Genomic DNA, 14,228 nt, shown 5'->3' with positions numbered 1-14,228 from the left:
GCCTGCTGTCCGTGACGTGTGGCCACTTAGCGAGGACCCTAGGGGATCTTTGGCTAGTTGTCTTCCCTTCATGTTCGGAGAAGGGGCCCTCCAGGAAGGCAGCGAGTTCAGTGATCGCTTGCTTCTTCTTCATGTTCGGAGCAGTGGCTTACATGGAGGCGCTTCCTATCCGGAGATGATCGAGCGGTGTTTCTCAGTGCCCAGGGTGTTGGTGAAACGTACGGCGGTCTCGTTGTTTCCTATCAGCGGTAAAGCCACCTTGTTCTCGGTGAAAGAGATTCTGAGCCACCTATACGGATAAGACGGATAAGGCAGTTCCACTTAGAAACCAGGCAGGAAGAGTACTTTTCGTCTGATTCTTGTTTGAGCGGCGTAGGTATGAATGGACATCACCCAGGTGAGTCTGAATGGGGGCAACACCCAGGACCTGCATTTTGATGCGCCTTGGATAGTCCACATGGCTCAAGAGATCACAGGCGCTAGCAATTCTGCTTGCCCAAGAAGAGTCCTCGACCCCGAAAGCAGTCTCGGTGCTTCAACGTGGCTTGGACTAGCGTCGAGAGCATAATCGGGGTGCGCAGTAGCCCTGGCGGGGCTCACTTGTGAACCCCGCAAGCGATTTCGGTACTTCAGCAGCGTCCCGAATAGTGCCGAGATGATAATCGGGGTTTCTAGGAGCCCGGATGAGACTCACTTGCCAACCCCGAATATGATTTCGATACTCCGGCAGTGTCCGGTTCAGCTCCGAGATCATAATTGGGGTGCTCAGTAGCTCCGGCGGCGCTCACCTGTGAACCCCGAAAGCGATTTCGACACCGAAGCAGCGTCCGGTTCAGCTCCGAGATCATAATCGGGGAGGCAAGCGATGCCACAGCTCGCTTCAGTTGCCCGATCGCGCCACTCTGAAGTCAATCACCAGCCCAATGATCGCCATGAGGATTGTGGGGATCACCCACGCGACGGATTCGGCGTGGCCGGGCAGCCATCCGATGAAGCCTTCAATGCTTTCAGCGGCGATCCCCAGGTCCTTTAGGGTCGCCAGGATCGACAATGCGGATGCGGTCCACGCGGCGAGCTTGAATGCCAATTCACAACGGGTGATGTGGCGCAGCGGGTGGGTGAAGATCGTGATGAAAATGATCGTGATCGCGACCGGGTAAAGCAGCCCGATGATCGGACCAGCAACCGCGAGGACCTTGTTCAAACCAGCGGATGCGATGATGAAGGAAATGATCGCGAATCCGGCGAGCCACGTCTCATAGCGGATCTTGGGTATCAGGCGCGCGAAGAACTCCGAGGTCGCGACAAGCAGACCGACTGCGGTCGTCATGCAGGCCGTGACGACGATGAGGCCGAAGGCGATCTGACCGAAGGGGCCGAGCGCCAGGTTGGAAGCCTGCGACAGGAGCTCGGCGCCGTTGTCGAAGGCATGCGCCCCGGGCATCTTTAAGCCGATCAAGCCCAGGCTGAGGTAGACGAGCGCGAGGAGACCGCCGGCGATTGTCGCGGCGATGGAGGTGCGCTTGACGGTCTTCGCGCCGATTCCACCTCCGGTGCGCGTGAAGGAGGTGACGACGATGATCCCGAAGGCGAGGCCGCCGAGGGAGTCCATTGTGAGGTAGCCGGACAGGATGCCTGCGGTGAGCGGGTGTGATGCGTATTGTTCGCTAGGTGCGCCAGGTGTGCCGTCGAAGGTGAAGACGGAGACAAGCGCGAGGAGGGTCAGCAGGCCGAGAAGTAGCGGCGTGAGGATCTTCCCGAGGCGGTCGATAATTTCGCCGGGCTTCCACGACAGGTAGAAGGCGAGAGCGAAGAAGAGGGCGTTGAAGATGACGGAGACGCTTGTCGAGGTCCAACCGGTCAGGGGACTGACCGCTGTTGAGAAGCTGACCGCTCCGGTGCGGGGCAGGGCGTAGAAGGCCCCGATCGACAGATAAACGGCGCAGGAGAAAATGACGCCGAAGATACGCCCGCCCCTGTTCGACAGGTCGCGCAGGTCTGTGCCTGATAGGGCAATGACGATGATTGAAAGAACGGGGAGCGCAACGCCGCCGAGGAGGAATCCTGTGATGGCGGGAAGGAAGGATGTGCCTGCTTCGACGCCGATCATTGGCGGGAAAATGAGGTTACCCGCACCGAAGAACATGGAAAACAGGGTGAGGGAGGTTGCAATGAGGCGAACGCTTGACGTGCGCTTCTTTCCGGTTTCGACCGTCGTCGACACAATGGGTCCTTAAATGGGCGTATGTATTTCAGGCTTCGTGGTGAGTGGCCTTCGCTATCGTGCCATGCTCGTGGCTCCAAGGGAAAACGGGTGGTGTCGTTCGCATTAGGCTGAGCGTATGGACACTGTGATTCGTGTTGGCCAGGCGAAGGCTGAGCTTTTTCGCACCTGGAAGAAACCGGGCGATCGTGCTCTCTTCATTGCTCTGACTGGCGGGATCGGCGCTGGTAAGTCGACGGTTGCCCGCGCTTTTGAGGATTTGGGTGCGGTGGTTGCGGATGCGGATCAGATCGCCCGTGAGGTTGTCGCCCCAGGCACCCCCGGCCTTCACGCGATCGCAAGACGTTTCGGCGCTTTTCTCATTGACGAGGACGGGGCGCTCGATCGTTCACGGCTGGCACAGATTGTGTTTTCTGATCCGGTGGCGCGCGCTGATCTTGAGGCGATCACCCATCCTTTGATTGCTCAGCGAGCGGATGAGGTTCTGTCTTCTGCGCCGCCTGGGGGGCTCGCCGTATATGACGTGCCGCTTCTCGCCGAAGCGGGAACAGCATCAGGTTTCGACGTGGTCATTGTCGTTGACGCTCCACTGGAAATTCGATTGCAGCGCTTGGAGGCCCGTGGGATGAGCCGGGCGGATGCTCAAGCCCGGATCAGGATGCAGGCGACTGAGGACCAGAGACGTGCGCTTGCCTCAATTTGGATCACGAATACTGGCAGTGTTGAGGAATGCCAGGGCTTGATCGGAACTGTTGTTACTACGTGGCTGAAAGCGAGTTGAACGTAATATTGGCCACATGGTGAATGAACTCCTGGGTCCTCATGTTCAGATCGTCGATGATCTCTTGAAGCAATTGAGGAACCTACAGGAAGGGGACACGGCTTCGCCGCGTGTTGTTGTCCTTGAGGGCCCCTCTGGAGTGGGCAAGACTCGAATCATCCAAGAGCTTTACCAGAAGCTGAGAGAGAATGATCCGTACTGGCCACCGATGCAAGAACCCGTTCGTGTTGAGACTGCGGGCGCGGACCCGATGGCTGCGCGGAAACTCGTGGCTCCCAATCCGAAGGATTTCACCTGGCCAGCTGGAGCCTTGCCCTCTTTCGGATGGTGGGGCCTGAACTGTGAACGGCTGAGCAGGGGTAGTTATCTGGATGCAGTCGCCGAGTTACGCCCGCAGCTTGATGCTCACACGGTTCCGCTCATGCTCGCTTTGGAGGAGCGCCGCTCATCGTGGGAGAAGCTTGGTGCTTTCGCGGCGCCCTTGAAGACGACCCTTCAGGAACTGTGCACGGCCTATGGCGAAGAGGAGGCAGCGGGGGCACTAGATAGGGTCTTGGAGCTGCTTATTGAGGGAGCAACAGGGGCGAGCGTCAGTTTGGATTTCGTGGCACCGGGGTTGGCGACCCTTGTCAAGCTTGGGTGGCGAGGACTGAAGGCATCCAATGAGAGAGCCCTGAATCAGGATGACTTGCGCATGACGATCGATCAGGGCGAAAGGGTCCGGGGGCAGCATCAGTCCCGTTCAGTCGAACTTGCCGAGGCACTGGCGGATTTTACTCATTCGGGCTTGCCTGTTGTGGTGGCTGTGGAGGATATCCACCTCATGGGTGACGACTTCTCCAAGTTCTTGAGCACTCTCGTCGCCCGAAAAGAACGCAGCATCATGGTGGTCGCGACGACATGGCCCGAACGCAATGCGGAAGATCCCTTTTCACAATGGTTGGAGGATGCAGAAGAAGCGGATACTGCGGTACGTATTGCGGTGCCGAACCTTGACGAGGAAGACCTCGTTTTACTCGTTAAATCCCATGCACCGAACACCACCGATGATGTTGCTCGTGCAGTGGTGACTCAGCTGCCGAATCCTCACTATGTGAAGCTGTGGCTGACGGTCCCCTCTATTCAGCGGCAGATTCAGCTGCACGGTGACGCAGTTGTTCTGGGCGAATCAGGATTGACTGTTCCTCATGATATTCATGAGATCCTTCGACTCCGTTGGCGCAGCCTTGAAAGTCATATCCAGCAGGCTTTGTGCCTCGCTGTCGCTATCAATCCCATCGAAGATCCCCTCTGTTCCTTCGTGCCTGGCGTCTTGGAAGATCTCGCGGCGTCAAGCGCTTTTCTTAACTCGGAGGAGATATCCGAAGGTGCTGTAAGAGCGGTGGATCCTGCACAATGGTGCCGTTTATCTGAAGGGGTTGAAGCATTTACGGAGGCTCTGCTGGCAGAGCGTTGCCGTGATGAGATAGGTCAACAGTTTGCCACTGAAGAAGTAGAAGGGTTTAGAGCCCAACTACGGGGTATCACCTCGAGGCATATCAAGAACGAAGCAGGAGACGGGATCTCGATGCCTTTGGTGCCGAGGGCGTTGAATCTTGCGGAATGGCAGCGGCGGCTTCAGAAATCGGAAGATACGTCTCTGGAAGATGTCATCGCAATCAGTACCCTCGCCTTGTTTGCCCAGCAGCAGTATGACTACACGACGGCGATTGCACGCATTACTGCCGCAATCAACGCGGCCGAGCAATTCGGGGAGTTTGATCCGCCTCAGCTGCTCAAACTGCGTGAGTGGCACGCCAGATTCCTTGGAGAATCAGGGAAACCCTACGAAGCTGCAGAGATTCTTCAACAAATTCTGCCGGAGAAGTCCAAGACTCACGGGCCCGATCACTCCAATACTTTGGCGACAAGGGGTAATCTGAGCACGTGGTTGGGTGAGGCTGGTCGTGTGGATGAGGCGATCGGCCGGTTCGAGGCGCTGCTTGTCGACCGGCAGAGGATTTTAGGCGCCGACCACCCCGACACTTTGACAACAAGGAATAATCTGGCCAGGTGGGTGGGTGAGGCTGGTCGTGTGGATGAGGCGATCGGCCGGTTCGAGGCGCTGCTTGTCGACCTGCAGAGGATTTTAGGCGCCGACCACCCCGACACTTTGACAACAAGGAATAATCTGGCCAGGTGGGTGGGTGAGGCTGGTCGTGTGGATGAGGCGATCGGCCGGTTTGAGGCGCTGCTTGTCGACCGGCAGAGGGTTTTAGGCGCCGACCACCCCGACACTTTGGCGACGAGGAATAATCTGGCCAGGTGGGTGGGTGAGGCTGGTCGTGTGGATGAGGCGATCGGCCGGTTTGAGGCGCTGCTTGTCGACCGGCAGAGGGTTTTGGGCGCCGACCACCCCAATACTTTGGCGACGAGGAATAATCTGGCCAGGTGGGTGGGTGAGGCTGGTCGTGTGGATGAGGCGATCGGCCGGTTTGAGGCGCTGCTTGTCGACCGGCAGAGGGTTTTGGGCGCCGACCACCCCGACACTTTGGCGACGAGGAATAATCTGGCCAGGTGGGTGGGTGAGGCTGGTCGTGTGGATGAGGCGATCGGCCGGTTTGAGGCGCTGCTTGCAGACCGGCAGAGGGTTTTGGGCGCCGACCACCCCAATACTTTGGCGACGAGGAATAATCTGGCGTCGTTGTTGGCTAGGGCTGGTCGTGTGGATGAGGCGATCGGCCGGTTTGAGGCGCTGCTTGCAGACCGGCAGCGGGTTTTGGGCGCCGACCACCCCGACACTTTGACGACGAGGAATAATCTGGCGTCGTTTTTGGCTAGGGCTGGTCGTGTGGATGAGGCGATCGGCTTGTTTGAGGCGCTGCTGGAGGACCGGCAGAGGATTTTAGGCGTAGACCACCCCGACACTTTGACGACGAGGAATAATCTGGCGTCGTGCTTGGCTTGGGCTGGTCGTGTGGATGAGGCGATCGGCTTGTTTGAGGCGCTGCTGGAGGACCTGCAGAGGATTTTAGGCTCCGATCACCCCAATACTTTGGCGGCGAGGAATAATCTGGCGTCGTTCTTGGCTAGGGCTGGTCGTGTGGATGAGGCGATCGGCTTGTTTGAGGCGCTGCTGGAGGACCGGCAGAGGATTTTAGGCTCCGATCACCCCAATACTTTGGCGACGAGGGGCAATCTGGCGTCGTGCTTGGCTTGGGCTGGTCGTGTGGATGAGGCGATCGGCTTGTTTGAGGCGCTTCTCAACGATTGTCTTCGCGTCCTCGGCCCGAATCACCCGCTCACACAACACGTACGGGAAGCACTGCGATACCTCAAACGCGAAGATGGATCGGACGCATCGCCCAAGCAGCCCTGAGACCAGTCCACCGTCACCCCGACGACAACTTGCCAGTAGCCAGCCGGAACGAAGATGCACACGGCGTGCGCTAGCGTTGAGGCCGTGAGTGAGCGACCAGTCCTGCGCCAGGAGAACCCCTTCCAGGTCATCTCCGAATACACGCCGTCGGGCGACCAGCCGAAAGCCATTCAAGAGCTGGCCGCCAGGCTCCACGACGGCGAACAAGACATCGTCCTCATGGGCGCAACCGGCACCGGTAAATCCGCAACAACCGCCTGGCTCATCGAAGAAGTACAACGCCCCGCCCTCGTCATTGAACCCAACAAGACCCTCGCCGCCCAACTCGCCGCAGAGTTCAGAGAACTCCTACCGAACAACGCCGTCGAATACTTCGTCTCCTACTACGACTACTACCAGCCCGAGGCCTACATTCCCCAAACGGACACGTACATCGAGAAAGACTCCTCGATCAACGACGAAGTCGAACGCCTTCGCCACAGCGCAACGAACAACCTCCTCACCAGGCGTGACACCGTCGTCGTCGCCTCCGTGTCCTGCATCTACGGCCTCGGCACCCCCGAAGAATATGTCGCCCGAATGGTCGAACTCGAACGCGGAATGATCATCGACCGCGAAGACCTGCTGCGCGCCTTCGTCAACATGCAATACGTCCGCAACGACATTGCTTTCACACGCGGCACCTTCCGAGTCCGCGGAGACACAATCGAAATCATCCCCGTCTACGAAGAACTCGCGATCCGCATCGAAATGTTCGGAGATGAAATCGATGCCCTCGCAGTCCTCCACCCCCTCACAGGCGACGTCATCAGCGAAGTCGACCACGTCTACCTCTTCCCAGCGAGCCACTACGTCGCAGGTGAAGAACGCATGAAACGCGCACTCGCAACAATCGAAGAAGAACTCGCCGAACGCCTCACATGGTTCGAAAGCCAAGGCAAACTCCTCGAAGCTCAACGCCTACGCATGCGCACCACCTACGACCTCGAAATGCTCCGCGAAATCGGAATCTGCTCCGGAGTAGAGAACTACTCGCGACACATCGACGGACGCGGACCCGGAACACCCCCACACACGCTCCTCGACTACTTCGCCGACGACTTCCTCCTCATCATCGACGAATCACACGTCACCGTCCCACAGATCGGAGCCATGTTCGAAGGCGACATGTCCCGAAAGCGGACCCTCGTCGACCACGGATTCCGCCTCCCCTCAGCAATGGACAACCGCCCCCTCAAATGGGACGAATTCGTTGAGAGAATCGGCCAAACCGTCTACCTTTCAGCCACCCCAGGCGACTACGAACTCCAACGCTCCGACGGGGTCGTCGAACAGATCATCCGCCCAACAGGCCTCGTCGACCCGAAGATCGTCGTCAAACCCACGAAGGGACAAATCGACGACCTGCTCGAACAGGTGCGAGAAAGAGTCGACAAGGACGAGCGCGTCCTCGTCACCACTCTGACGAAGAAAATGGCCGAAGACCTTACAACCTACCTCGCCCAACGCGAAGTGAGAGTCGAATACCTGCACTCAGACGTCGACACGCTGCGCCGCGTCGAACTCCTGCGCGAACTGCGCCAAGGCAAATTCGACGTACTCGTCGGCATCAACCTGCTAAGAGAAGGCCTCGACCTGCCTGAAGTGTCCCTCGTGTCCATCCTCGACGCGGACAAAGAAGGCTTCCTGCGCTCCACCCGCTCCCTCATCCAGACAATCGGACGAGCCGCGCGCAATGTGTCCGGAGAAGTCCACATGTACGCCGACACGATCACCGACTCAATGCGCGCCGCAATCGACGAGACCGAACGCCGCCGCGAAATCCAAATCGCCTACAACACCGAACACGGGATCGACCCGAAACCCCTGCGCAAGAAGATCGCGGACGTCACCGACATGCTCGCCCGCGAACAAATCGACACTGAAGAACTCCTTGAAGGCGGATACCGGAAAGAAAAATCCGCCGCCGAACGCAAAGCCGCGAGAGGCAGCGCCCTCGGCAAAAGAGCCGAAACGGAGCTTGCGGAACTCATCGAAGATCTCTCCGCTCAGATGCTCGCCGCCGCGGAGAACCTCCAATTCGAGGTCGCGGCCCGCCTGCGCGATGAAGTGGCCGACTTGAAGAAAGAACTGCGCCAGATGAAGGCCGCGAACTGAAAGGAACTGCGCCTCATGAGGGTCGCGAACTGAAAGAGGAAGTGCAACATCAGTCACAGTGCGCCCACAGCAGGGGCAAGGACGTGCGGAAAAGCGGGGGAGACCTCCTCCACAGATTCGCCGCCCCCAGCCGGAGAAACCGGATCGGAAGCTAGAATGAGAAGGTCCAATCGGAGGGGAGTACTTCCACCAACAGCGACGTCGTCATCACGTTGAATCGGGCGAAAGCCCGACTCACCGGCGCCGCAGGCCAGAACGCGAAGCGGAGTGGCGGGAGGAGACCTCCGGTACCCGACCCGTACCGGAGGAACATCCACGTGGAGGTCCACGCACTCGGATGGGCTGCGCTCGCCGCTCTCATCCTCACCATGATCATCGTCGACATCGTCGGACACGTCCGAACCCCCCACGAACCCACCCTGAAAGAAGCGAGCTGGTGGTCAATCGCCTACATCGCGATGGCGATCCTGTTCGGGGGAATCGTCTGGGCAGTGTGGGGCGGAGAATACGGCCAGGAATACTTCGCCGGATACGTCACCGAAAAGGCCCTGTCCATTGACAACCTTTTCGTCTTCGTCATGATGATCGCCGCTTTCACGGTGCCCAGGATCCTCCAACAAGAAGTCCTCCTCTTCGGCATCGTCATCGCCCTCGTCCTGCGCCTCGTCTTCATTCTCCTCGGCGCCGCCCTCATCGAGAACTTCTCCTGGGTTTTCTACATCTTCGGCGCCTGGCTCATCTGGACTGCCCTCTCCCAAGTGCGCGAAGGCACAGAAGAACCGAGCGAACACGAAGCTGAAGACTACAAACCGGGCCTCTTCGTGCGCACGCTCGCCAAAGTGATCCCCGTGTCAGACGGTTTCTACGGGGCGAAGCTCCTCTACCGCCACGCCGGACGAACCACGATCACGCCCCTGCTCCTCGCGATCATCGCGATCGGCACCGCGGATGTCATGTTCGCCGTCGACTCGATCCCCGCGATCTACTCACTCACAGAGGAGCCCTACCTCGTTTTTGCGGCCAACGCCTTCTCCCTCCTCGGCCTGCGACAGCTCTACTTCCTCATCGACGGCCTCCTCGACCGCCTCATCTTCCTCCACTACGGGCTCGCCGCGATCCTCGGCTTCATTGGCTTCAAACTCGTCAATCACGCGCTGCACACGAACGAAGTGGCCTTCATCAATGACGGACACCCCGTTGAGCTGATCCCCGAGCCCTCCATCGGAGTTTCCTTCGCCTTCATCCTCACGGTCCTTCTCATCACGATCATCGCCTCCCTGACGGCCTCCGCCAGGAGAGACAACACCCAGTCCACACCAACCGCCAGGAAAGCAAACACCCGGTCCACACCCATCGCCGAGGACGATCCCATTCCCACGACCAGCCTCGACCCACTCGCAACAGGAGCACATCACTGATGTCCGTCGGCCCCATCTCATGGACAATCCTCGCGCTCATCGTCCTCTTCCTCATCGGATTGGACTTCGCCGGACACGTGCGCAACCCCCATCCACCATCCCTGAAAGAATCCCTGGCCTGGACCATCGGATACATCGGGCTCGCACTTGTCTTCGGGCTGATCGTCTGGGTGACGAACGGCGGTGTCTACGCCGCAGAGTTCTACGCGGGATGGGTGACCGAATGGTCCCTCTCAATCGACAACCTCTTCGTCTTCATCCTCATCCTCAAAGCCTTCAGAGTCCCCAGGGAACACCAACAAAAAGCCCTCCTCTTCGGCATCGTCATCGCCCTCGTCCTGCGCCTCGTGTTCATCCTTGCGGGAGCCGCACTCGTTGAACGATTCTCCTGGATCTTCTTCCTTTTCGGCCTCTGGCTCCTCTACACCGCATGGACCCAAGTGCGCGGAGACGACGAGGAAGAGGAGGAATACCACGACAATGCGGTGATCTCCGTCGTGCGGCGCGTCTTGCCCGTGACAGACGGCTTCATCGGGGGCCGTATGCTCTTCCGTCACGGTGGACGCACGCACTTCACGCCCCTGTTCCTCGTGGTTTTCGCACTCGGTACAGCGGATCTCATGTTCGCTTTCGACTCGATCCCCGCGATCTTTGGACTCACCCACGAGGCCTTCTTGGTCTTCGCTTGCAACGCCTTCGCCCTCATGGGACTGCGCCAGCTTTTCTTCCTCGTGGACGGACTCCTGTCAAAACTCGTCTACCTGTCCTACGGTTTGGCCGTGATCCTCGCCTTCATCGGCGCGAAACTGATCTTGCATGCGATGCACACGAACTCCCTGTTCTTCCTCAACGGTGGCGAGCCGATTCACTGGGGGCCGGAGATCGGGACCGCGACCTCCCTGATCGTCATCATCGGGGTCCTCACGATCACGATCCTCGCTTCCTTGTGGAAATCATCGAGGACGCCCCAGCGCGCCTCGAACGAGAAGAACGACTGAGCGGACGGATTGGTGCACGCTGAAGCCACGCAGATTCAAGGTTTAAGCGAGGCCGAGGTTCTCGCACGCGTCGAAGCGGGCCAGACGAACCACGTTCGGCAAAAGACCTCGCGTTCGCTGCGCTCCATCATTCGCGAAAACATCTTCACCCTGTTCAACGCGATCCTCGTTGGCGCGGCCACCCTCGTCCTCATCTTCGGGCATGCCCAAGACGTCGTGTTCGGGGCCGTCATGGTTTTCAACGCGATCATCGGGATTGTTTCCGAGGTTCGCGCCAAACGCACCCTCGACGCCCTCGCAATCCTCGATGCGCCACAGGCACTCGTCGTAAGGGAAGGAGAAGAGCGTGCGATCCCGACCGGTGATGTTGTCCTCGATGATGTGCTCGTGCTCAAACTCGGCGAGCAGGTGTGCGCAGATGGGATCGTGCTCGACTCCTCCGGGCTCGAAGTCAATGAATCAATCTTGACTGGTGAATCTGCTCCGGTTCGTAAACACGAGGGCGATGAGGTCCTCTCAGGAACCTCTGTCGTCGCTGGAAGCGCCCTCGTGCGCACCACCGCAGTGGGGTCAGCGACCTACGCGCAGGGGATCTCCCGCAAAGCCCGCGCCTACATCCGCACGGTGTCGCACATCCAAGTGAGCATTAACCGGGTGCTGCGCGTCATCTCTGCACTCCTCATTCCGGTGATCATCCTGACTCTCTGGTCGCAAACCCGGATCGCCGACTCTGACACCGGGTGGAATCATGCGATCGTCCTCGCGGTCGCCTCAGTGGTCGGGATGATTCCCCAGGGGCTCGTGCTCCTCACCTCCTTGAACTTCGCGATCGGATCGGCGACGCTCGCGCGCAGGGGAGTGCTCGTCCAAGAGCTTGCCGCCGTTGAGGTTTTGGCGCGCGTTGATGCGCTCTGCCTCGATAAGACTGGCACCCTGACCACGGGGGAGATTGTCGCGAAGGACATTGTTCTCACGGGGGATGAGGCCAGGGGCCTGGTAGCTTTGAGGACTCTCGTGCGGGACCGGACCAATGAGACGGCGCGGGCGATTGCCGACTACCTCGACAATGGGGGAGGCGGGGAAGCGGAGCGGCGCCTGGAAGACGCAGGACTCGGGGAACCCGGAAACGGCGGAGCACGCGGAGAACGTGAACAACACGGGGAACGCGGAAAAGACGGAGTGCATGAGGGACGCGAACAACACGGGGAAGGCGCGGAACTTAGAACTAACGGAGTGCACGAGGGACGCGGGGACCACGGACAACACGGAATAGACGTGGCTCGCGAAGAACGTGAGGAGGCCACGTGGGTGATGCCCTTCTCCTCAGCGCGCAAATGGTCGGCCTTCGGTAACGAGCAAGGGGCCTGGTACCTGGGCGCCCCCGAAATTCTCTCGCCCCATTCTCAAGACTCGTCTCAAGACTCTCCCTTCACAGAGCTCATCGCCGCTCGAACTCGTGAAGGCATGAGGGTCGTCGCCCTCGCCCACTCACCGGGCGCCGTGCAATCAGAGGAGTTGCCGAAGCAGCGCGATGTTGTGGGCATCGTCGTCCTCGCTGAAGAGCTGCGCCCCGATGCGAAAGACACGCTCGACTACTTCGCGCAGCAAAAGGTCCGGGTCCGCGTCATTTCGGGCGATAATCCAGCGACCGTGGGTGCGATCGCGACGAGGGCGGGGCTGGGGCGTCCCGATGGGGAACCGCTCGTCATCGCGGATGCCCGTGATCTGCCTGATGATCTTCTCTCCGACGAGTTCCAAAAGGCCGTCATCACCACTGATGTTTTCGGTCGAGTCACTCCCGAACAGAAAAGGGCAATGGTTCAGGCCCTCCAGGCGGACGGTCACTGCGTCGCCATGACCGGCGACGGCGTGAACGACGCTCTGGCCTTGAAGGATGCTGACCTTGGGATCGCCATGGGCAATGGCGCGCAGGCGACGAAAGCGGTCGCACAACTCGTCCTCGTCGACTCGAAATTCTCGGTGCTCCCCGGGGTTGTTGCCGAGGGGCGTCGGATCATTGCGAACATGGAACGAGTGTCCGCGCTCTTCCTCGCGAAGACCGTGTACGCGGCGGTCATTGTTTTCGCCTGTGCGATCCTCGCTTTGCAGTACCCCTTCTTGCCACGACATTTCACGTACATTGATGCTTTCACGATTGGGATTCCCGCTTTCTTCCTCGCGCTTGCACCGAACTCTCGGCGTTATGTGCCCGGGTTCCTGAAGCGGACCCTTGCCCTCGCTGTGCCTGCTGGAGTGATCCTCTCGGCTGCGGCTCTTAGCGCCTACCTGCTGATCGGGAGCGGCCGAGTCGAAGGGCAGACCGGCGCGACTTTGTCGCTGATGATCGGCGCGGTGTTCCTCCTTTCGGTGACGGCCCGGCCTTTTGTGTCCTGGAGGGTCGCGCTGCTCGCCGCCATGATCGCAGCATCGGTCTTGGGGGTTTTGATCCCTTTTACGAGGCACTTCTTCGCCTTGGAATGGCCGAGCAGCGTCGAATGGGGAATCATCATCGCCTGTGGTGTGCTTGCGGCGCTGTTAATTGAGATTTCGCACCGCGCGCACCATGGGAGGATTCACGCTCGAGCCGAGGCCGAGGGGCGCGCCTGAGTATTGTGCGGTGGGGAGGGGATTGCGCCTCGCCTATTCCAGGTTTCCGGGCATGCTTCGCCGCCTATTCCAGGTTTCCCAACATGCTTCGTCGCCTATTCCAGGTTTCCCGGCAGAAATGGGCGTCATAGGGCAGGAGGAGGACGGGAACCGTGGAATCCGATGGGGGCAGAGTGGTGGCGCTCCCCTCCGCCACTGGGGAGCAGCACTGCGGAATGCTGGAAGCGACCCTCTCAATAAGTCCCGCGAATGCACAAAGAATCCGCGCAGGCGATAGGGCGTGCGCGGATTCTGTGCAGAAAAGATCAGAATCGTGAGATCACGGGATTCCAAGGTCGGACGACGCGTTCGCTCACGACCTTCTCCTTCTTGAAGGGATCCTCATCGAGAAGAGCTTCGACTTCATCAAGATTTTCGGCCTCAATGATGAGAAGAGCCCCGGGGGTGTCGCCGCCGAGCGGGCCAGAGGCAACGTTGAGTCCCTTATCGCGCAAGTCAGAGAGGAACGCGCGGTGGGTCGGGCGAATCTCGTCGGCGAGTTCGCTGAGTTCGGGATCGTATGCGTAAGTCACTGCGAAGAAAGCCATGGCTCCACCGTAGGGGCATCACGGGCGTTGTGGTGTTCAAACGGAACGATGGGGATGAGGTTCTTTCAAAAAACTGCAGGGGACAAGGCTTTCCGACA

8 protein-coding genes are annotated in these 14,228 nt (G+C 59.4%); 6 read left to right on the top strand and 2 right to left on the bottom strand.

The window, feature by feature from the left end:
• Positions 1 to 880: 880 nt before the first annotated feature.
• Positions 881 to 2,224, bottom strand: a complete 1,344-nt coding sequence (gene brnQ, locus JFX23_RS00195) for a branched-chain amino acid transport system II carrier protein (protein WP_198774895.1) — start codon at positions 2,222 to 2,224, stop codon at positions 881 to 883.
• 118 nt (positions 2,225 to 2,342) lie between these two features.
• Here brnQ and coaE point away from each other — a divergent pair, with 118 nt between their 5' ends.
• The 6 genes from coaE (at position 2,343) to JFX23_RS00165 (ending at position 13,543) form a co-directional block, all read left to right on the top strand.
• Positions 2,343 to 3,005, top strand: a complete 663-nt coding sequence (gene coaE, locus JFX23_RS00190; RefSeq protein ID WP_198774894.1) for a dephospho-CoA kinase — start codon at positions 2,343 to 2,345, stop codon at positions 3,003 to 3,005.
• A gap of 16 nt (positions 3,006 to 3,021) precedes the next feature.
• A complete protein-coding gene (locus JFX23_RS00185) occupies positions 3,022 to 6,363 on the top strand; it encodes a tetratricopeptide repeat protein (protein WP_198774893.1) in 3,342 nt (1,113 codons plus the stop codon).
• Positions 6,364 to 6,417: 54 nt separating this feature from the next.
• Positions 6,418 to 8,520 carry an excinuclease ABC subunit UvrB gene (uvrB, locus tag JFX23_RS00180; RefSeq protein ID WP_233050408.1) on the top strand — a complete coding sequence of 701 codons (2,103 nt, stop codon included), beginning with the start codon at positions 6,418 to 6,420 and terminating at the stop codon, positions 8,518 to 8,520.
• Positions 8,521 to 8,837: 317 nt separating this feature from the next.
• Positions 8,838 to 9,938: a TerC family protein gene (locus tag JFX23_RS00175; RefSeq protein WP_198774891.1), complete on the top strand. Its 1,101-nt coding sequence runs from the start codon at positions 8,838 to 8,840 to the stop codon at positions 9,936 to 9,938.
• A complete protein-coding gene (locus JFX23_RS00170) occupies positions 9,938 to 10,936 on the top strand; it encodes a TerC/Alx family metal homeostasis membrane protein (RefSeq protein ID WP_198774890.1) in 999 nt (332 codons plus the stop codon). The genes JFX23_RS00175 and JFX23_RS00170 overlap by 1 nt, the downstream gene beginning before the upstream one ends.
• Before the next feature lie 9 nt (positions 10,937 to 10,945).
• On the top strand, positions 10,946 to 13,543 hold the full coding sequence (locus tag JFX23_RS00165) for an HAD-IC family P-type ATPase (RefSeq protein ID WP_198774889.1): 2,598 nt from the start codon (positions 10,946 to 10,948) through the stop codon (positions 13,541 to 13,543).
• Positions 13,544 to 13,848: 305 nt separating this feature from the next.
• On the opposite strand, the gene JFX23_RS00160 is transcribed toward JFX23_RS00165, so the two are convergent.
• Positions 13,849 to 14,130 (bottom strand): YciI family protein, encoded by a 282-nt coding sequence (locus tag JFX23_RS00160; protein ID WP_198774888.1) that lies wholly within the window; start codon positions 14,128 to 14,130, stop codon positions 13,849 to 13,851.
• Positions 14,131 to 14,228: the final 98 nt, after the last annotated feature.

The sequence above is a fragment of the Schaalia cardiffensis genome, from assembly GCF_016405145.1.
Lineage (GTDB): Bacteria > Actinomycetota > Actinomycetes > Actinomycetales > Actinomycetaceae > Pauljensenia > Pauljensenia cardiffensis.
Note: the sequence above shows the minus strand (reverse complement) of the source record. Positions and strands in the feature narration are given on the sequence as shown.